15 protein-coding genes are annotated in these 20,102 nt (G+C 57.7%); 9 read left to right on the forward strand and 6 right to left on the reverse strand.

Translation table 11 applies throughout. The annotated features are described in order from the left end of the window. Positions 1-14: 14 nt before the first annotated feature. Entirely contained in the window at positions 15-788 is a 774-nt protein-coding gene (locus RY113_RS08735) for a glycosidase (RefSeq protein WP_315914252.1), read from the reverse strand. A 121-nt stretch (positions 789-909) separates the two neighbouring features. After that, entirely contained in the window at positions 910-4,065 is a 3,156-nt protein-coding gene (locus tag RY113_RS08740) for a DUF3427 domain-containing protein (RefSeq protein ID WP_315914253.1), read from the reverse strand. Positions 4,066-4,187: 122 nt separating this feature from the next. On the opposite strand from RY113_RS08740, the gene RY113_RS08745 reads away from it, so the two are divergent. Further along, a complete protein-coding gene (locus RY113_RS08745) occupies positions 4,188-5,429 on the forward strand; it encodes a hypothetical protein (protein ID WP_315914254.1) in 1,242 nt (413 codons plus the stop codon). Between the two features lie 57 nt (positions 5,430-5,486). Continuing rightward, entirely contained in the window at positions 5,487-7,151 is a 1,665-nt protein-coding gene (locus RY113_RS08750) for an NERD domain-containing protein (protein WP_315914255.1), read from the forward strand. A gap of 1,322 nt (positions 7,152-8,473) precedes the next feature. Here the strand turns inward: RY113_RS08750 and RY113_RS08755 are convergent. Continuing rightward, on the reverse strand, positions 8,474-9,184 hold the full coding sequence (locus tag RY113_RS08755) for a DUF6308 family protein (RefSeq protein WP_315914256.1): 711 nt from the start codon (positions 9,182-9,184) through the stop codon (positions 8,474-8,476). Between the two features lie 529 nt (positions 9,185-9,713). Next, positions 9,714-11,222, reverse strand: coding sequence for a SulP family inorganic anion transporter (locus tag RY113_RS08760; protein ID WP_315914257.1), 1,509 nt, complete (start codon positions 11,220-11,222; stop codon positions 9,714-9,716). A gap of 106 nt (positions 11,223-11,328) precedes the next feature. Between RY113_RS08760 and RY113_RS08765 the strand changes: the two genes are divergently transcribed. From RY113_RS08765 to RY113_RS08785, 5 genes are all read left to right on the forward strand, one after another. After that, a complete protein-coding gene (locus tag RY113_RS08765; protein WP_245932017.1) occupies positions 11,329-11,709 on the forward strand; it encodes a MerR family transcriptional regulator in 381 nt (126 codons plus the stop codon). Between the two features lie 123 nt (positions 11,710-11,832). Then, the gene (locus tag RY113_RS08770; protein WP_315914258.1) at positions 11,833-12,630 is read left to right on the forward strand and encodes a TspO/MBR family protein; all 798 of its coding nucleotides are present in this window, start codon (positions 11,833-11,835) and stop codon (positions 12,628-12,630) included. 112 nt (positions 12,631-12,742) lie between these two features. Further along, positions 12,743-14,383, forward strand: a complete 1,641-nt coding sequence (locus RY113_RS08775; RefSeq protein WP_315914259.1) for an amidohydrolase — start codon at positions 12,743-12,745, stop codon at positions 14,381-14,383. 60 nt (positions 14,384-14,443) lie between these two features. Next, positions 14,444-15,142 (forward strand): hypothetical protein, encoded by a 699-nt coding sequence (locus RY113_RS08780; RefSeq protein ID WP_315914260.1) that lies wholly within the window; start codon positions 14,444-14,446, stop codon positions 15,140-15,142. Between the two features lie 129 nt (positions 15,143-15,271). Further along, on the forward strand, positions 15,272-16,375 hold the full coding sequence (locus RY113_RS08785; protein WP_110104752.1) for an alanine--glyoxylate aminotransferase family protein: 1,104 nt from the start codon (positions 15,272-15,274) through the stop codon (positions 16,373-16,375). 135 nt (positions 16,376-16,510) lie between these two features. Here RY113_RS08785 and RY113_RS08790 read toward each other — a convergent pair whose 3' ends face one another. Together RY113_RS08790 and RY113_RS08795 are read right to left on the reverse strand one after the other, a co-directional pair. Continuing rightward, entirely contained in the window at positions 16,511-18,289 is a 1,779-nt protein-coding gene (locus RY113_RS08790) for a discoidin domain-containing protein (protein WP_315914261.1), read from the reverse strand. Between the two features lie 96 nt (positions 18,290-18,385). Next, positions 18,386-18,565: a discoidin domain-containing protein gene (locus RY113_RS08795; protein ID WP_170120873.1), complete on the reverse strand. Its 180-nt coding sequence runs from the start codon at positions 18,563-18,565 to the stop codon at positions 18,386-18,388. Here RY113_RS08795 and RY113_RS08800 point away from each other — a divergent pair. Both RY113_RS08800 and RY113_RS08805 read left to right on the forward strand, forming a co-directional pair. Further along, positions 18,550-19,701 (forward strand): discoidin domain-containing protein, encoded by a 1,152-nt coding sequence (locus tag RY113_RS08800; RefSeq protein ID WP_110104755.1) that lies wholly within the window; start codon positions 18,550-18,552, stop codon positions 19,699-19,701. The genes RY113_RS08795 and RY113_RS08800 overlap by 16 nt on opposite strands. After that, complete coding sequence (locus RY113_RS08805; RefSeq protein ID WP_110104756.1) at positions 19,682-20,095, forward strand: PT domain-containing protein; 414 nt, start codon at positions 19,682-19,684, stop codon at positions 20,093-20,095. The genes RY113_RS08800 and RY113_RS08805 overlap by 20 nt, the downstream gene beginning before the upstream one ends. The last annotated feature ends 7 nt before the right edge of the window (positions 20,096-20,102 follow it).

A 20,102-nucleotide genomic window follows, 5' to 3' on the forward strand; every position in this document is an offset into this window, starting at 1 on the left:
CAGGCAACAGCGCCTTAGCCGCGCAGCACGTCTTTGGTGGCGTGGTTGTAGTGGAAAGTGACCGGTCCACCGGCGTGGGAAAATTCGTGGTTTGCGCCATCTAGCAGACCGAATGCGCCGTAGTTTTCATCCCAGCTTCCGTTGACCACAGCCTTGTAGTTGTACTGTCCGGCGGGGAGGTCGGCTGTCAACTGCCAGAGCCCACCAATGCTATCTAGCGTCATCTGCACGGCGGCATGGCTGGGATCCCAGTTCTTCTCCGCACCCAAGGTGGTGCCGAAATCTCCCACCAAAGCCACTGAAGCTGGCTGCTCCCCCAGTACGACGCCGGAGTCCCCCGCCTGCTCTTTCGCGGCCGCGGGGGCTGTGGCTGCCTTGACGGACGGCTGCTTGGCTGGTGCGGTCTTTGCTGCTGGTGTGCCGGCAGGTTTTTCTGGCAGTTCAGTACCGGCAGGAATGAGTGTGCCGTTGCTGAGTGCATCGCTGAGCTTCTCAACAGTGTTGAAGGCCACGGTGGCGCGAAGCCCGTTGTCCGTGATGGCCCAGCCACCACGGCCCTTGGTCATCCATCCGGCCTTGACCAGATCTGCCGTGGCCTTAGTGAGGTTCTTGTGACCGCGAGGGATGCCGCCGCTGAGGAGTTCGGACTCTTCCTTGGTGAACGGAATCCGTGCCACCGCTTCGGCCAGGACTTCACCGCCGTTGGGCTTGTCATCCTGCCACGATCCGGCGGCCATGATGTCAAGGACTTCTTTGAGCCTGCGGTTGGTGTTGTCTCGAACGCTCATGGTGGTCCTCCTATAGCAATGGGTATCGTTCCACTGTTGCACGAAGAATAGATACTGCGCAGTAGGTGACGATTGATTCCGGATTCAACGCGATCCAGCCCATCACGCCCGGGTTATGGGTTCATTGCGCCACTGCAGCAGCATCTGCAAATACATCCGCCGGCATGGCACGCTGCAGCTTCCAGGTGATGGCGGTGGGCTTCTCACCCTTGTGCTGGACATAGTCAACTTGGCCAAGGCATGTGTAAGGCATGGTCAATCCAGTCTCATCCTCCGCAGCTTCCCGGGTGAACAGCACAATCTTGGAGCCGTGGGACTTACGATCCAGATATCGCTTTCCTGTGGGGCTTGTGGGCGAGGTTGCATTCTGCGATTCCCAATGGAAGAGCTCTGGACTGATGGCGTAGTCCTTGTACATGGTGGTAGCTGAGTGGTTTGCTTCATCTTTATTGAGTGTCACGAAGAAGGCGTCCGTCTTTGTTTCAGGGCACCAGGCCACACCCTCCCTATGGCTAACATTTTTGCCCTTGGCGAGTGAACCAAACTCCAAGGCCGCAAGGATTTCTTCACGCCTGTACGTGGCATGCGAAAGCAACGGCACGCCAGCGAGCTCCATACCTAAACTTTTGCCGGCTCGCTTGGAAGCCCCTGCTCCCAAAGCTACGAGTTGGTGAATTTCCTGACACACATAGGGGTAACTTCGCAGATATTGGAATCCTGCATCATAGGAGGCAAATCCCCCGGCATCGTCCCACAAGGTGTAAAAGAGCATTCGGGCGAAGACCTGCTCACGTGTGGTTAAATCCGCGTAAGGAGGTGCATTTTCGGAAACGAGCATCGAGTAGGCTTCGGCACGTTCCCTGTCATCGATGTGAATGAGGGCGGCCATTCTGGATAACAGTTTGCCCTCCGCCGCATGAGAAAGTTCTTCAAGTTTTCCCTGAATCGCGGCTTCAGCCGGTGAGAATCCTTGAATAAGATTGGCTTTTCTCAGGTAGCCGGTCCAGGAGTCTTTGGTGCTGCGGTAAATGGTTTTCAGGTCGTGGCCGGACTTGTCCAAATATTTCGCCAGAAATAGTTCTGCATACGATCTGATGTCCTTGACCAGATTCGGCCGGTTCAGGTTCAGCTGTGCCTTGATGCTGCCTAGCACAACGTCCTTGGCAACTCTGTCCAGCACTATCTGTGATCCTGACGGCAGGAACGGGAAGTCCTCTTCCACGGCTTTGCTCAGCTGCTTGCGGCCATATCCGGTCAATGCCCGGAAGCGCACATCAAACCGGAATTCGCGGTGTTGCTGGCCGATGAAATCCAGAACAGTGAGCACTGCCTTGTCTGGGGCCCGCCTGAGTCCGCGCCCCAGCTGCTGAATAAATATTGTGGAACTTTGAGTCGGTCGAAGCAGCAGAATTGTATCTACTTGTGGCAGGTCCAAACCCTCATTGAATAGGTCAACGGCGAATATGCAATTGATTTCGCGTTCACGCAGGCGCCGCAGCGCAAGGGCGCGTTCGCCGTCGTCCGTTTGCCCCGACACCGCAACAGAGGTGATCCCGGCCCGGTTGAAGACCTCTGCCATGAAAATTGCATGCTGCACGGAGACGCAAAAGCCGATGGCGCGCATGTCCGCCGTGCTGGTGACCTTGTCCCGCAGCTCGCGAATGACCTTCGCCGCACGCGCATCATTGCCTGTGTAGAGCGTGCTCAGCTGTTGCACATCATAGGAACCGCGTTTCCATTCCAGATGGCTCAGATCCACGTCATCCGAGACGCCGAAATAGTGGAACGGCACCAACAGGTCAGCATCGAGAGCATCCCACAGCCGCAGTTCGCTGGCCGTGCGCCCCTCAAAGAACTCATCTGCAACGTGGATACCGTCACCGCGTTCAGGCGTCGCTGTCAGCCCCAGCAGTTCCTGCGGCTTGAGGTGCCCAATCACTTCCCTGTAGGTGGGTGCCGCTGAATGATGGAACTCATCAATGACAACCACGTCGAAACGGTCCGCAGCTAATTGCGCAACTCCCATGGCTGAGAGCGACTGGACGCTGGCAAATACCTGCTTCCACTGTCTCGGTTTGTGCTCTCCAACGTAGAGCTCACCGAACGCGCCATCTTGCACGACGTTGCGGTATGTGGTCAGGGACTGCTGCAGAATTTCCCCGCGGTGAGCTATGAACAATAGCGAGAGCCTTCGCCCAGCGGCTTCGCAAAGACGCTGGTAGTCAAGGGCGGCAATGACAGTTTTGCCTGTTCCCGTAGCTGCGACGAGTAAATTGCGGTGGAAACCCTTGGCACGTTCCGCTTCGAGGTCTTCGAGCATCTCCTCTTGGTGAAGATACGGCTGAACTTCAAGACCTGTCAGTCCGCTGGGCGCCGCCGTGAACTTTCCACCGTTGCGGGCCAGCGCGGCATCGAGTTTGTCGGCGTCGTTATCAGGGTCATAGCTTTGGAAGGCACGTTGCTCCCAATAGCTGTCAAAAGTGATGGCAAACTTCTGCAGCAGAGCCGGAGTTCCGACGTTTGAGAGCTTGACGTTCCATTCAAGTCCGTCCACCATGGCCGCCTGGCTCAGGTTTGAACTTCCAACATAGGCGGTGTCGAATCCGGTATTGCGGCGGAACATCCACGCCTTGGCATGGAGCCTGGTGGAGTGGGTTTCGTAACTTATCTTGACTTCTGCACCGTACTCATTGACCAAGTGGTCAATTGCCCGGCGTTCCGTTGCACCCATGTAGGTGGTGGTGATGACGCGTAGTTTTCCGCCCCGTTCCTTCAATTCAAGAAGGGCACTATCCAGAAGCCGGATGCCAGTCCATCGGATGAAGGCACACAGTAGATCCACTGAATCTGCCGACTCAATTTCAGCTCTGATTTCAGCGGCAAGGTTCGGATCGTCCTTGCCATTGGTCAGGAGCGCACTGTCGCTGAGTTGCGTTGACGGGCGGCGCAGCTGGCGACGCTTCAAGGCGTCAGGGCGATGAAGAGACTGTAGCTGTCGCGGCCCCGTACTGACACGGTTCCCAGGGTCAATGACGCTCAGGATCTGGTTAGTTTTGGCAACACGGTCCTCGGCTTTGGTTCCGGTGAGCAATTCGCGGACAGCATCACCAACGTGGCGGGCGAGGACTTCCGGAGACAGTTCTGTCTGGACTTGAACCAGCTCTGGCTGAAAATCAGGGACCAATTGCAGCCGCTGCCCCAAATTGTCCGTATGCAGCAGCTCGTACAGTCCCTCGGCCAGCAAATTAGCTGACTCTCCCCCATCAAAAGTGTTCACTTCGCCAGGGTATTTGATGGGTGCGACAAAAACGAAAAAAGAACGCTAACGACAACGCTCCTCAGATGTAGCAAAACAGTTGAAACTCACAGTTCGTCGTACTACTAGGTACTATCTGGAACATGGCAAACCTGAGCGGCATCACATACGAAGCATTTAAACTCGCGATTGATGAAGCGAGTTCGATGACTCGAACAGAATTTCGCACAAAATATGGTTTCGGAAAATCAAAAAACTACACTGCAACCATTGGCGACGTAGAAGCCGACCCGAAGGCGTTGCTTGCTTCGGCACACCACCATCAATATCCGAACGATCCTCTGCTTACGCCTAAATCATTTGTAAGTTCCACCACGAACCGCTCAATATTGGAAAAATTTGGCTGCACCATCAAAGGCACCAAAGAATCATCAAGTGTGACTCCCGCAGTACCCACTCATCAGGTCAGCCAACTTCCGCTAGCAGTCCCAACTGCGATTTGGTGGGCAAACCAGTCAGAAAATTTTGATCTTGTTTTTGAACGTGGCACGCTCTGGGTTCCTCTCACCGATGCACGCGGGTCAGTTCCTGGCCATTGGGGCGTTATCCATAGATTTTCGCCGGGAGATTTGGTTCTCCACCGGCATGGCGGACGCATCCGTGGAATAAGTACCGTCATCTCTTCCCCGTCGATTCAGCCCATGCCTTTTGGTTACACGAGCGACGGAGCAGGCACCGGCTACCTGCTGCATCTAAACCCGATCAGGTACTTGGATCTGCCCGAGAGTCTGTTGCTGAATAAAGTTGTCCCCGGGACTGGCCCATTGAATACACGGGGGAAATTGGCCCGAAAGTACCTCGCCCCCCTGCCAATCGAACCCACCATTCAGCTTCTGAAGGACGCAGGCTTAATTTTTGGCGAAAACGCGGATTCCCTAAACCTCGATTCTAATATTTCTGGGTTATTCCAGAATCTCGGACCAACGGATCGACTCACCCTTGCACAATCCCGCGTTGAACAACAGTATCTTCGGGCACAGCTGCTGGCTACTGATGGAACCGCATGCGCGGTTTGCGGGATCCACCTGCCACAAGAATTGTTGGTCGCGGGTCACATAAAGAAACGTTCTGCCATGTCTGAAGGGGAGAGGCTGCATTTCGGCCACAACGCGATGCTGGTGTGCGTTTTGGGCTGCGATTCTCTGTACGAAAAGGGGTACATTTCTGTGGATGACCAAGGATTTGTTCGAACGTCTGCCAAAGCCTTGGGCCCGCTGAGTGACATCATCAAGAAGTTTGAGGGCCTGTCGTGTACGAAATTCAGCACTCAATCAGCTGGCTATTTCGATTGGCATTGGCAGAACATGTTCCAACCTGCGAATTGATTTTCGCCCCACCCCTCCACCTCAACTGCCCACCTAACCTCGTTGAAAGGAACTTCAATGCGTTGCATACCTCCGGATCCCCACTTCACTGACGGCCAGTCCGCCGAGAAGGTTATTTGGAACCAGCTCAAAGCCACATTGCCCGACAACGTGGTGGTGGCGCATTCAGTTCAGGTGCGGCATGGGAGGGCTGAGCACGAGATTGACATACTTGTCCTGTGGCCCGGCGTTGGACTTGCCGCAATTGAGGTCAAGGGCGGGCAAATCAGCAATGAGCAAGGCCAATGGTTTCAGTCCGGCGGCAAAGATGGCAAGCACAAACTGCAGGATCCTTTGGCGCAATCGCAGGGCGCTGCGCATGCCTTCAAAAACTGGCTGGCTGATCAGATTGGATCCCAGCTGGCCAGCCGGTTTGTCTATATGGCTGCCTTTCCGTACTCAGTAGTGTCTCCTGAGTGGGTGAAGTCCGGCAATCCGCGGGCACTCTTCCTAGACCAGAATGACCTCAAGAGTCCGGCCGAGGCCATCAGACGAGCGATCGAGACTGAAGGTGGCGGCACCGTGCCGCTTGCTACGCGCTTCTTGGAGAGAATTCTCCCCCGCCTTGAGGGAAGCTTTGACCAGCCCGAAACCAGTGCAGCCGGTTATGAAGAAGACGAAGACAGGCAGGACCATTTGACCGAACGTCAGGCCGTTCTGCTGACTGCCACCCGCTCCCTGCCGCGCATCAGATTCACCGGCGGTGCCGGCAGCGGCAAAACCTGGCTCGCAGTGGAGAAGGCCCGTGAACTCTGCCGTTCGGGCAAGCGGGTGGGCTTATTTTGTTACAACAAGGGCCTTGGCATGTACCTGACGGATCAGGTCGGGAGGTGGAAATCTGCCAAGCCGGCCTTTACCGGCGAGTTTCACGAGTATGTTCGTTCATTGGGTGTGCCGCACGGCGAGGGACAAGACTACTTCGACGTTGAGATGCCCACCTTGCTCCTAGTGAGTGCTCATGGCCTACCTGAGCATGAAAAGTTCGACGCCGTCATCGTTGACGAAGCGCAGGACTTTGCCCCGTTGTGGTGGGAGGGGTTGCGGGCGTGCTTGAAAGACCCTGAGACCTCGGAAATGTATGCGTTCATGGATGACGGCCAAGACGTCTACAAACGCTGGGACAGCGCCGCAGCCATATCGGATTTACTGCCCATCCATGTCGACGACAATCTGCGCAATACCAAAAAGATCGCCGAAACCTTCAAGAGCTTTGCCGGGGCAAACTTCACTCCACGCGGTAGCACCGGACTGGCAGTGCGCCGCGTGGAGTGCACCGAGGACGAGGCGCTCGATGTTGCCAGTAATTGCATCGACACACTCATTGAGGACGGCTGGGCCAATAACCAGATTGCCTTGTTGACCACCAAATCCCGCCACCCCATTCACCAAGACTATTTTTCTACAGACACCATCCCCGCATACTGGCGTGAATTCCACGCCAACGAGAGCGAGTTCTACGGCCACGTCCTGGGATTCAAGGGGCTTGAGCGGTCAGTGGTGATTCTGTGCGTTAACGGCTTCAAGGATATGGAACGGGCAGCTGAGCTGTTGTACGTTGGGTTGTCCCGGGCACGGACCTTGTTGGTTGTGGTGGGAGATACTGAACAACTGCGCGAAGCCGGCGGCAACCAGCTGGATCTGGCCTTGTCCCGGGCACAAAAGTGGAGTCCTGCCGCTTCTTGAGACGGATCAACTCACAGAACGTTCGCGACTCAACGGCGTCTGTAGAATCGCAGAAAGCACTCCTTCAGGCATAGTGCACAGTAGCAATCAAGATCTCGCGGGCACTCAGACCCTGACACCAGCTGCTATTGCCGGGTCCCAAAGGGGACCTTCTTGGGCGCCAGCACAGCGCTCAACTGATAGCTCAACAACAACCGTGGTGACACTCAGCCGACGGGCAAACCGGCCCACGCCGTCGAAGTTTGGTTGGCGTGAATCGGGCTGGATCGACGTAGCGTTACCCATCACATGCGAAATGGCACCGCCACTCAAAAGCTTGCCAAGAGGTGCTCGCTATGCGCCAGAGCTCGCCAGACCAGCAGAATTACGAATTTCTTTGGTTTCGCCAGTGATCGGTCCTGTTGCCCATCATCTCGTCTCCATCGATCAACAATGGCCGCTGATTAACTATTGGGGAGCCTTCCTGCTGAGCTCGTTGCTCCACTTTTCCTTGGACACGCTCCACAGTCGATTCCGTTTGACTCGGATTCAATTCACCTGACCCAACTTCGTGCTGTAACGCCTGGGCTCGGAACCACGGACCATACGGTGTATCTCCACGCCACCGCGGGTCTTGCCATTTGGTGTACATAATAGCTGTTGACCTAACACTTTCGTATCGCATGCCTATAAACGGCCTATGCCCTGCATTCTGCTTACGATTCAAATCGTCAAACTCACGGATCCAAACGATTCGGGCAACGCGTTTGTCCTGTTCGGTAAGCCAGCTTTCACATTTCAGCCAGTGCGCCCACGAGTAGAGAAGTTCTACAAGAGCCTCTCCCGATACGTTTGATTCGAGGCCGTAGGCTCTGTCGAACGCTTCAAGGAAAGCAACATAACAAATCAGCTCATTTGGAAATCTTGGTGCGCGAAGTCCCCATAACGCTAGGTCACAGTTAGTACCATTGATCTCTCACACGGCCCCGCCACGTTCGTGCAGGCTGCTATCTGGCTGACGAAATATTGGTCACTGTATACGCAGGGAGAGACCCGGATTCGACATCGACCCCACGTGGTTCACGTTTCTAGAATGGGTCAAGGACTGCAGCTAAACGCAGAGTCAGGATTACTTCAGCTCGGATTTCCTAGTAAATGACTGGAGTGCTTCCCAGAAAACCACAGGCCGGTAACTCTGGACTTACGAAATTCCCCGATATACCCGTAGTCCTTGGAAGTGACGTCAAGGCTTAACGCGGATTGCTCGCGTACTGCCCAACGCCCGTCCCAATGCCGCGTTCATGGACGTGCTGCAGGGAACTGCCTAGCGCTCAGGCGCAGCATCACACCATCTGAACTTCCAGCTCAACATCAGCGGCACCTTGGGACTTCTTCGTTGCGGCTAGCTGCTTTCCATGCATCCACAGGACAACATCCATGATGCGCAGTGCAGATGCGTCAGGGGCTACACCGGACAGTTCATGAATAGCCTTCAAACGCTCCGGTAGCCCGGTCCCATCGGCCAGCACGCCATGCCACGTCATCCACTGGGTATCTGAATTCTTCAAACCCATCAGCGGTGCCACCACAGAGTCATAGATGGGGATCAACAGCGGGCGCTTCCGTGCCATGATCTTGCTCGCAATTGTTTGCCCCACTCCCCAACGCTGAGCGTTGGACTGACGCAAGATTTTCCAGAGCTTGACGGCCGCGCTGTCCGCACCCAGAATCGCCGCGAATTCTTCGGTAGAGACATTGGCGAGTTCCAGATTGGCGGGAATCTGCTCAAGAAGGGTAGAAATCTCCTCCCTATGTGTTTCCAGAATCCCTATGGCAGCGGGTCCTGGGACATCAACGGACAGGAAGGTCACGGCAATCAAGTCATCTGCCGTGATCGCGTTGGCATAGCCAGGGTCATCGCCACCGCCAGCCCACGTTTCAAAGCGGGCACCTGTCCTTATTTCGTTGCGTTTGTTCGTGTGGGTGTAATAGCGCTTCACCAGCTCAAGGGCTTGGTGGACCTGGTCAGAATCAAGGACCTCGGGTAGCTTCATGCTCCCAATGAATCACAGGGGTCCAACATCGCACGATTGTTACGGCACTGGGCCCACCGCCCAGTATTCAGCTAACAATGCCGGTGTTTACGTTTAGGCTCACACTTGATATCCACATCAACCACTCAAGGAGTGTCAGCGGGACATCAGCAGTGCATCGGGGCGCTGCATCTGGGTTGTTGTGCGGTCCCAGGACCGGACGTTGTGGACATCCGCATCAGCTCTAAGTTGGTGCTCAAACGCAAGGATCAAGGAGGTGCACAGTTCGTGAAAGTTTTGTCCTCATCGAGTCGCTCCAGCCGAGCACAGACGTCTCTGTGTATACGAGCACGTAGAGCGATTCATTAGAAGCAGTTGGCGCCCCTATCCGCCTATTATTCCTGCCGGCCTCAGCCACTGCTGGCCTTAGTAAGGCAATTTCTGAACACATCGAATCGTGGCTCACCAATCTTGTCAGCGCCACTGATGCGCCCGGAAGAACCGTTGATGACAGCACGCTGACAGGTGACCTCACCAGCGCCTGGCAGCCTTAGCTCAGCTTCCCGCCCAGGCGTTGACGCATCTTGGCACTGGCCTCATTCAGACCCACAATTTCCACGTCTTTACCCAGCCGCTGGTACTTATCCGTAATAGCGTCCAATGCCGCAATGGTGGAGGCATCCCACAGATGGGACGCGTGCATGTCAATAACCACATGAGCTGGATCCAGTACGTAGCTGAACTGGGTGTACAGGTCATTGGAGGAGGCAAAGAACAGTTCCCCATTGACTACATACGTGACGCTTTCCTCCCCTGTGGCCATGATCCGTTGCACGGTGACAAAGTGGGCCACGCGCCGGGCGAACATCACCATGGCCGTGACAGTGCCTACACCCACCCCAATGGCCAGGTTTTCCGTGGCAACAGTGGCCACCACGGTCACCACCATGACGAACGTTTCGCTCTTGGGCATGGTCCGCAAGGTACTCAGCCGGATGCTGTGCCAATCAAAGGTGGCCCAACAAACAAAAATCATGACAGCCACCAGTGCTGCCATGGGAATAATTGACACAACATCGCCCAGAACCACCACCAGCAATAGCAAGAACACTCCTGCGAAGAAGGTGGAGATGCGGGTGCGGGCGCCCGAGGCTTTGACGTTGATCATGGTCTGGCCGATCATCGCGCAACCACCCATCCCACCAAAACATCCGGTAACAATGTTGGCCACGCCCTGCCCCCACGCCTCACGGGTCTTACTGGAACGAGTATCTGTGATGTCATCCACCAGCTTTGCGGTCAGTAGGGATTCCAACAGCCCCACAAAGGCCATGGCCAGTGCGAACGGGAAAATAACCTGCAAGGTCTCCCACGTGAAAGGCACCTGCGGCAGGTGCAAGAACGGGACGGAATCAGGCAGCTCGCCCTTATCTCCCACTGTAGGAACCACTAGGGTGGCAACCACCGCGATCACCGTCACCACCACAATGGCCACCAACGGGGCAGGCACGGCCTGCGTGAATCGGGGCAACACAAACATGATGATCAGCGCCAGCGCCACCAGCGGGTACACCAGCCACGGGACACCAAGGAGTTCCGGCAGCTGGGCCATGAACACCAAAATGGCCAAGGAATTCACAAACCCCACCATGACAGAGCGCGGAATGAACCGCATCAACTTCGCCACCCCGGAGATACCCAATAGGACTTGGATGACGCCGGCCAAAATCACTGCGGCAATCAGATAATCAACTCCGTGTGACTTCACCAACGGGGCAATCACCAGCGCTACGGCGCCGGTGGCTGCAGAAATCATGGCGGGACGCCCGCCCACAAAGGCAATGGTGACAGCCATGGTGAAGGCCGCAAAAAGCCCCACTCGAGGATCAACCCCGGCAATGACTGAGAAGGCAATGGCTTCCGGGATCAACGCCAGCCCCACCACCAACCCGGCCAGTACTTCAGTCTTCAGCCGGTGGGGTGAGCGCAAGGTTCCCCACACTGATTGGCGTTGCTCCGGGGTGAGGGTTGAGGCGGGCTCTACTTTTACGGTTGGCACTACTGGTTCCATTCATGATGAGAAAAAGCCCAGTCAGCGCTGCGCCCGTTAAACCCTACCTTAACGTAATGGTAGGGTTTGTCGCAGAATGAGGAGTGAACCACCCATGACTGAACGTGAGGCCATCACCATGCACATCGGCGAACTGGCGGAGCGCACCGGCTTGTCCCTGCGAACCATAAGGCATTACGACGACGTAGGCCTCCTCCCAGCGACCGCGCGGACCGAGGGCGGCTTCCGCCTGTATACCGAGGCCGACCACGAACGGCTCTTAACGATTATGGCTATGAAACCCCTGGGGTTCTCTTTGGAGGAAATGGCGGAGATGCTCTCTCTTCTTCCCGCCCTCACCGACAACCTAGGCAATGACTGTGCCGCAACAACAGAACGCTTGGAATTCTTCCGCAACCGAGCCACCCACCAGCGCGAAAAGATGATTCGTAACCTGGCCGCTGCCGATCAATTCATTGCATCATTCGGCGGCTGATCTCCGCCTACAACCCAGGCACCGGCTTCAAGGCTCCCGAATTTTCTGGGTTGGCGCGTAACTGTAGGATCAACGCCATAGCTAAAGGCATACGCACAGCAAAAATCTGAAGGGGATGGCACCATGAGCGCACCAACAATCCGAAGATCCAGTGATCTAACGCGGCAACTTGTGGTGGCCACCAGCGCCGTCATTGCTGTTGTAGGTTCCTTCATTGGATCCGGCGCAGCAGGTGGCACCCCCATTCAGAATGCCTCCAACGGGGCCTTGGCTGCCGATGCCACACTCATCGCCCCAGGCGGCTCCGCCTTCTCCATCTGGAGCGTGATCTACCTTGGATTAATGGCGTACGCGGTGTGGCAGTTCCTGCCCGCCCAAAAAACCTCAGAACGCCACCGCCTTCTGGGCTACTGGGCCGCGGCCTCCCTCATCCTGAACGCGGCTTGGATCCTCAGCATCCAATTTGATCAGCTCGGGCTCAGTGTCCCCATCATCATCGTTTTACTTGCCGTGCTCTCACGAATTTTTGTCCTCCTGTTACACAACAAACCACGCAACACCCTCGATGCTGTGCTCACTGACGGCACCATGGGCTTGTACTTGGGTTGGGTGTGCGTGGCCACAGCCGCCAATATTTCCGCCGTCCTGGTGGCAGCCGGATTTGCTGGCTGGGGTCTAGCTGCAAACGCCTGGGCCGTGATTGTCCTTGCCGTTGCTGCCGCAGTTGGTATTGCCCTGGCCCTCTACGGCCGCGGCCGGCTCTCCCCCTCCGCTTCTTTGTGCTGGGGTTTGGCCTGGGTAGCCATAGCACGGACCAACGGGGACCTCGTGTCCACGCCAGCTGCGGTGACAGCCGCCGTCGGGGTGGTAGCGGTACTAGCCGTCACTATTATTACGCGCATCAAGGCCATCCGGGGCTAGCATAGGGGGCATGTGCGCAGCCTGTGATTCAACGCCGAAACCCCCTCAGCTCAAGTCCACGGCCCCGCCGGCACCATCTTCAGCGCCAAGCGGTGGAATGCCTGGCGCTGCAATGCCAACCACAGATGCGTTGAACCCCGCCTACTGGCAGGATGAACACGGCGACGCCGAGATGCTCATCAGCGGTGGTCCCATCATCACCATGGACTCGAACCGTCCTGACGCCGAGGCCGTTGCCATCCGTGAAGGCCGGATCCTTGCGGTGGGCACTATGGAAGAGCTGCGTGGGCTCACCGGCCCCGGGACAGAACGGGTGAACCTTGATGGGCGCACGCTGCTGCCCGGGCTCATCGATCCGCACATGCATTCCTCCATGGTCCAGCTCAATGACTGGGTCAATATCAGTCCCATGAACACGCCCACCGCTGATAAGGTCTTTACCGCGCTTGGCAACGCCCCTGCTACATCAACGGGATGGGTGCTGGCTCAACAGTTTGATCCGAGCATCACCGAAGGCCACCCCGTCTTGACCTTGGAGGTCCTTGACAGGCTGGTTCCAGACCGGCCGCTTTTGGTGTTGGAAAGCAATGGACACATTGCTTATGTGAACTCGGCAGCTTTGGCCCGGGCAGGGGTGGATAAGAACTCTGTTGACCCGCCGGCTGGCCGCTACACCCGTGATGACCGCGGCGAGCTCACAGGCCGCCTCGAAGAGTCTTCAGCCTTGGCTGCCTTTTCCCAAGGCCTGCCGTTTGTCACGGGGGATGCTGCCACGGCTCGCATCCGTGACCTGCTGTGGCATGCCGCTAGCAAAGGTGTCACGCTCCTGCACGATTGTGGGATCGGATCCATTGCTGGCACCGCGGATCTAGCTGGGCTTGAGCAGGTGCTCGACGCCGATTCGCCCGTACGTTACCGGGGCATGCTCGTCTCTACGGCCTACGATGCGTGGATGAGAATGGGGCTTCGGCCAGGATTCGGCACTGACCTCTTCAGGGTGGATGGCATCAAGGCCTGGTCCGACGGCTCAAATCAAGCAGGCACCGGATTCCAGCGCGAACCTTATCTGGGCCAAAAGAGCCGCGGTTCCTTGAACTATTCTCCGGAGGAACTGGCCGGGGTGGTTCAGCGCGCCCACACGGATGGGTGGCAGCTTGGAGTACACGCCAACGGCGACGCCGCCATTGACGTCACCATCGACGCTTTTGAACAAGCCTTGAAAGCCCATCCCCGTGCCAATCACCGCCACCGGATTGAGCACTGCAGCGTGATGCGTCCGGAACACATTCAAAGGATGGTTGGGCTGGGGCTCTCGCCATCGTTTCTGATTGGCCATGTCCGTTGGTGGGGCAAAGCCTTCCAGGAACGGCTTCTAGGCCCGGAACGGACCGCCTTCTACGATCCGTGCGCTTCGGCGCTCAGCGCCGGTCTGCGCATCTCCTTGCACAGTGACTGGAATGTGACCCCGCTGGAACCCTTGCGCTATGTCCAAGACGCTGCCACCAGAATCATGTCTGAAGGTGGGGAGGTCCTGAACGCCAGTGAACGCATCAGTGTGGAGGCGGCGCTGCGGGCTGTCACCCTTGACGCCGCCTGGCAGTGCGGCGCGGACACCATCACTGGCTCCTTGGAGCGAGGCAAGTACGCCGATCTGCTGATACTGGAGGAGAACCCGTTGGAAGTAGCTCCCACCCTCATTGAGAGCATTGCCATCTCCCAAACGTTCCTGGCCGGCAAGGCCTGTATCCGCTAGCCGTTTCCCTCACCATGAGGAAATTGGGATGCAGACACCCTTGGCAAGTAGCCTCTTTTCATGACTGCTGACAAAGCCCCGGACACTAACCCAACGTCCGCCCCCACACCCTTGGCTCCTGGTGAGGGGAAACGCACGTCAACTGGAGAATTCGCGCCGGTGGCGGCAGTGGGGTTCGTGTTCTTGATTCTGCGGATTTTTGCCGTCTCAGGGTATGACTGGAACACGGCGTTTGCCGTCAGCACCACCTTGAGCTTGAGCGATGGGCTGGCCTTGGTTTTTGGCTCACTCATGGCAGGGCATGTCCTGGTGCAAATCTTGCTGATCATTGTTCTGCCGTTGCTTATTGCCACATTTTTATGGTCCTCGAGCGGACACCGAGCCACGGTCTTATTAGCCACCACACTGAGCAGTGTCACTCTGATCGCTTTGACAGTCAGCTTCAAAATTTGGTGGTTGCCGCTGGCAACCGCAGCTGTTTTTGGAGTCTTTGCGCTCACCCGCGCCCTCCCGGTGAAGCACTGGCTACGGCGCATGTTTGGAGTGGCCATGGCTGGCGTTGGTGGGGTCACCGCAGTTGCAGTGCTGATAGTTGCCGCCTTCGTCCAGACCCCGTGGGTACCGCATGAGGCCATCGAGACAACCCATGGCCCCGTCAGTGGCTACGTTCTAAGCGTGGATTCGGGATATCTCAACGTGTTGACTGATGAACACGAGTTTGTCATTTTGAATAGCTCAGATGTGATTTCACGCAAATAGCGCAGCACACTCAGGACGGACCAAGGTAGCCAGGGTCAACTGTAGGTAATCCCAAGTGGTGCGCCTATCCTAGGCAAACAGGCAACGCCTGTATCCCTTGCACCCAGGACCGCCACCGAAGGAGCACCCGTGACCACCACCCTCACTTACCGCCACCTCTTTGGCCCTGGCCCCAGCAATTGTTATCCGGAGGCGATCTCCGCTCTGGGTAATCCGGTGCTGGGGCACCTTGATCCGCTCTTCCTGGAAATCATGGACAGCGCCTGCCAAGGCCTGCGTCAGGTCTGGGGAACCACCAACAGCCGCACCCTACCTCTCAGTGGTACCGGTTCTGCCGGCATGGAAGCGGCGTTCGTGAACGCGGTAGGTCCGGGGGACGTTGCGGTGGTTGCCGTCAACGGCATGTTCGGTGCCCGCATGTGCGAGGTTGCCCGGCGCACTGGTGCACAAGTGGTGCGTGTGGAACATCCTTGGGGCACGCCCATTGACCCGGAACGCGTGGCCGCAGCCCATCCGAGTCCCAAGGTCATTGCTGCGGTCCACGCAGAAACCTCCACCGGGGTGCTCTCTGACATTGCCGCTCTGGGTCAGCTCAAGGGCGATGCCCTCCTGATCGCCGACGCCGTCACCTCCATCGGAGGCCTGGAACTGTACGCCGATAAGTGGGGTATTGACGTTGGCTATGCTGGCACACAAAAGTGCCTTGGCGTGCCGCCGGGCTTGTCACCCTTCACCATTTCCGATGCCGCCTTTGAACTGCGCATCAAGGACCCGCAATCCTGGTATTTGGACCTGGGCCTGCTAGGTGGCTATGTGGGCAGTGCCAGCGGTAGCCGCCGCACCTATCATCACACCGCGCCGGTCACCATGATTGCCAGCCTTGAGGCTGGCGTAAACCGAGTCCTTCAAGAGGGGCTCGGCACAGTTCAGGCCCGTCATGTGGCCGCCGGCCTGGCACTTCAGGACGGTTTGGAAGAGATGGGCTTGGATCTGTTTGCCGCAGCAGGGAGCAGGCTCCCGAGCCTGACCACGGTCAAGGTGCCCGACGGCGTGGACTCGGCTGCCGTACGCGCCTACCTGCTGGAGCGATTCAACATTGAGATTGGTGCGGGGGTGGGTGAGTTCGCCTCCTCCGTGTGGCGAATTGGCATGATGGGGCCCAACGCCAACCCCGCATCCGTGACGCTGGTTCTTGGTGCTCTGAAGGAAGCCCTCGCCAAAGCAGGGCGCTGAGAAGGAAAATGGCTGTGGCCCCCCACCATTTTGTGGGTGCCACAGCCATTTTTAGTACCTATTTCTTGTTCTAGTGACTACGTCGCTGCCTGCTGCGGTTCCGTGTAACCACCACCCCCAGTCCGGCTAGCAGCATCAGGCCTGCGAAGGCTGCCAAGACTTGCAGCCTTGAATCGAGCCCCGCGCTGGCCAAATCATCCACGCCGGCACCTGACGGGGTACTCGAAGCTGGAGCACTCGAGGCCTGCGATCCGCCGGCGGCGGGCGTTGCGGCACCAGTGGTTGGACTACCGCCCGGAGTGGTGGCAGGAGACCGGTGACCATGCCATTGGCGTCTACGGAGGCAACAGGCTCTTCACCGGCCACGGCTTGAACCTCCCATGTGGCTTCCACAGCAGCAAACGCGGCCGGGCTACCTGTAGCAGCCAGCTGAACCGTATCTCCCGGATGAGCAATATTGTTCGCTGACCGCTGCAGCATTCCGGTCTCTTGAGTCACGTCCACAGCCGCTAGCCGCTGCGGCAATGGCGCATTCGCACCCAGGACACGCAGCTCAGAGATGGCATGGCAACCCAGAGTGTCGTTCGCCAGCCTGCCAGCGCTCATGACGAACCTGACCTTTTTGGTAGTCACTGCACCGAATTGCACCACATTCTTTCCTTGTGCCGGCTGGGCCGGTGTTGCTGTTGCAGCAGGAACGTCCTTCCAAGTGGCACCATCCAAGTACTGAACCTTCACCGCCGCAGGTGCTGCAGCCCCGGAATCAACGAACGCGTAAAACTCTGCGGCAGAGACTCTCCTTGCTGCGCCAAAGTCAACCGTGATGGTGTCCTCGGCACGTGGGGCTGCAATCCAGTTGGTCCAGAGGTTCTTTGTCTCTCCGCTGCTGGCGTTGGCAATGATGCCGTCATTGACCTTGCTGAGCGAGTCTCCGCCGCCTGCGTTGGAATACGTTGCCGTAACAATGGTCTTCGGGTTCGCCGAGGCCAAGGCTAAGTTGCGGTTTAGTTCGCCGGCGTAGCCGGCCACGTTTTCCAGCCCGGCAAACTCTTCAGTACCCACACCGGTGAACTTCACCCGGATGTGACGTGCGGACACGGTGGAGCTGAACGTCAACGAACCGGTGGAGCTGGCAGTCGCAGGAACAGCATTCCAAGCAGTTCCATCCAAGGAGGTTTCAACCTGGAAATTCGGGGCTGAATCCTTCGCCAACGTCACGTCAATGCCGTTGAGGTCAAACACGGCACCAAGATCTGCACTCCACATGGGTGCGCTCTCCCCCTTAGCCGAATGCCAGGCAGTAGCTTCTGCGGTGTCATTGCCCAAGGCTGCAGCGGCCCCGTCTGCTGATGAGGTTGCTGTGCTGGACTTGCGTGCCACCACGTCAGACACGGGGAAGCCAAGTGTCTCGAAGTTGTACATGCCCACGGGTGATTCATCGGTTGAACCGCCCACAATGGAAATGCGCACATACCGGGCCACTGCACTGAATGCGTCCTGGCTCTCATTCCCCGCCACAGTATTGGAGCTCTTGTCCGCGACCGTGTAGTAATTTTCCCCGTCATTGGAAACTTCAATGGTGTATTGGTAAGCCTTGCTGCCATCGAGCCATGTCACCAAGGTAGAAGTGAGCTGGTGGCGGGCACCCAAGTCCACTGACCACCAGGTGTTCCCTCCACGGCCGCCTTGCCAGTATTGCGCCGGGTTGCCATTACTAGCCACGGCCGGCTCATGTCCTGGTGCAAAGTTGGAGGCCATCACACCGAGCTTTTCCTGGACAATGTCCAAGGACGCAGGGGCAGAACTTTCCGATCCCAACAGTTTGAACTCGGCCACCCCGGCCACACCGCTGGCAGCATTTTCCGGGAACACCACACGTACGTAGCATCCGGACCGCAGCCAGTTATCAATCACCTTCTCGGCAGCGTCATGGTTCCCGGATTTATCCAGTGCCGTGTCCCAGACAATGCCGTCTTCGGAATACTGGATCAGGTATGGGTAGGCTCCCGTTTAGTCCCAGACCAGCGTGGAGCCGGTCAGATCATGGCGCTTCTTCAAATCAAGTATCAGCCAGGAGGTTCCTTCCGCCGGACCGGACTTCCAAGAGGTGCCAAGGTTCTGATCCACGGCAGCCCCAGCGGTGGTTCCTGCTGCGGAGCTCGAAGCGGTTGCGGTTGAGCCGATGGCCACGTTGGTTCCGGAGGCCCGCCTCCGATATTTACACCTCCTGGCGTCCAGGGGTCTTCCCCAACAAGGATTGGACCGTACCGGCAGCCCAGAAGGCCCAGACGTACCCCGAACCCAGCCCGGACTGGATCACGGGATCCTCCTTTGCTATTTGGAGCGATGCACCGGCACGGCAAACTGAAGAACAAGTCACTGCTGGTATTCGGCTTCCCCTGCGTGCCATGGCTGAGCGTGTCTGGAACCCGAGCGGCTCCACCGCCAGCTACGCGGATTGGTTGGCACGGGTTGAAGCCATAGGCACCCAGCCTGCTGCTGCCGACTTGTCCACAGCACCGGCTCTGGAATTGACCAAGACAGCAACCGCCACCCGCGCAGGATCTTCCGTTACTGGCGACCTTGAGGAAGGAGATGAGATTTCTTGGCAGGTACTGGCCACTAATACCGGTTCCACCGCCGTAAAGGCCACAGTCAGCGATGACCTTAGCGATGTCCTGGATGAAGTGAGCCTGACAGTGGCACCCACCGTGGCGATCACTGATGCGGACGGCACCGTGGTGCGTGAGCCCGGTATCAACGCGGCGTTCAAAAGGTCCGTGACCGCTTCCGGGCAAGAGGTAGCCAATCAGTGGGGGCCTGCTCTCGCTGTGGATGGCATCACGAGCGGACCATCCGGCGCCCAAGGTTCGCGTTGGTCTTCCAACGGAGCGGATGATGCGTGGCTCGCCGTGGAATTGGCTGAGCCCACCATGGTTGATCACGTGAGTATTTATTGGGAAGAGGCTTGTGCAGCCAAGTACCGCATCGATGTCTCAACGGACGGCGTCGTGTGGGTCCCGGCCACGGCAGAGATCACACCGGTCTGCGGCAGCGTGGACCGGCAATCCCTGACAGTGACCGAGCGGGTCTCCTTTGTCCGCATGCAGGGCCTGGACCGTACTCCTATTGGCGGCAAGAAATACGGGATGTCCCTGTGGGAAATGCAGGTCTGGACCGGTCCTGAGCGCGGCGCCATCACCAACCCGGCACTCCTCGATGAGGCTCTGTTGACCTGGGCGGGTCTGTTGGAGCCCGGACACACAGCAACCTTGGAATACCGTGGCGTGGTCACTGACGCGGGCAATGGCAGCATCCTCAAATAGGGCAACTCTGAGCTCTCCGTACTACCCCGGTTTCAGTGTCAAAGCCAGCACAGAGAATGTTTTGGCAGTTGATGAGCCCACAGTCGAGCCAACAGTGGAGTCCTCCAATAAGCCGACAGTGGAGCCGACTATGCTCCCCAGTGACGAGTCCACCGATAAGCCCACGGTGGAGCCCAGCGATAAGCCGAGCGAAACAGCGGTAGCCAGCGCCACGCCGTCGTCCTCGGTGACCACAGGCACGTCCCCGGCACCTGAGACGAGCCAGGCGGCCTCGGAAGGCGATGGCCTCGCCAGCACGGGCGCCAACGCGGGCACATTGTTCGGCGCAGCCCTATTCCTGATGGGTGTTGGAGTACTCTTCATCCTCCGGCGCAGGAAAGCCAGCCATAACTAGCAGGCAG

The organism is Arthrobacter sp. lap29 (assembly GCF_032458965.1).
Classification (GTDB): Bacteria; Actinomycetota; Actinomycetes; order Actinomycetales; family Micrococcaceae; genus Specibacter; species Specibacter psychrochitiniphilus.

Bases quoted from the DNA above. Each gene is read 5' to 3' on its own strand.
- RY113_RS08735 (WP_315914252.1), bottom strand. From the start codon at position 788: ATGAGCGTTCGAGACAACACCAACCGCAGGCTCAAAGAAGTCCTTGAC.
- RY113_RS08745 (WP_315914254.1), top strand. From the start codon at position 4,188: ATGGCAAACCTGAGCGGCATCACATACGAAGCATTTAAACTCGCGATT.
- RY113_RS08750 (WP_315914255.1), top strand. From the start codon at position 5,487: ATGCGTTGCATACCTCCGGATCCCCACTTCACTGACGGCCAGTCCGCC.
- RY113_RS08755 (WP_315914256.1), bottom strand. From the start codon at position 9,184: ATGAAGCTACCCGAGGTCCTTGATTCTGACCAGGTCCACCAAGCCCTT.
- RY113_RS08765 (WP_245932017.1), top strand. From the start codon at position 11,329: ATGACTGAACGTGAGGCCATCACCATGCACATCGGCGAACTGGCGGAG.
- RY113_RS08770 (WP_315914258.1), top strand. From the start codon at position 11,833: ATGAGCGCACCAACAATCCGAAGATCCAGTGATCTAACGCGGCAACTT.
- RY113_RS08775 (WP_315914259.1), top strand. From the start codon at position 12,743: ATGCCAACCACAGATGCGTTGAACCCCGCCTACTGGCAGGATGAACAC.
- RY113_RS08780 (WP_315914260.1), top strand. From the start codon at position 14,444: ATGACTGCTGACAAAGCCCCGGACACTAACCCAACGTCCGCCCCCACA.
- RY113_RS08805 (WP_110104756.1), top strand. From the start codon at position 19,682: ATGGCAGCATCCTCAAATAGGGCAACTCTGAGCTCTCCGTACTACCCC.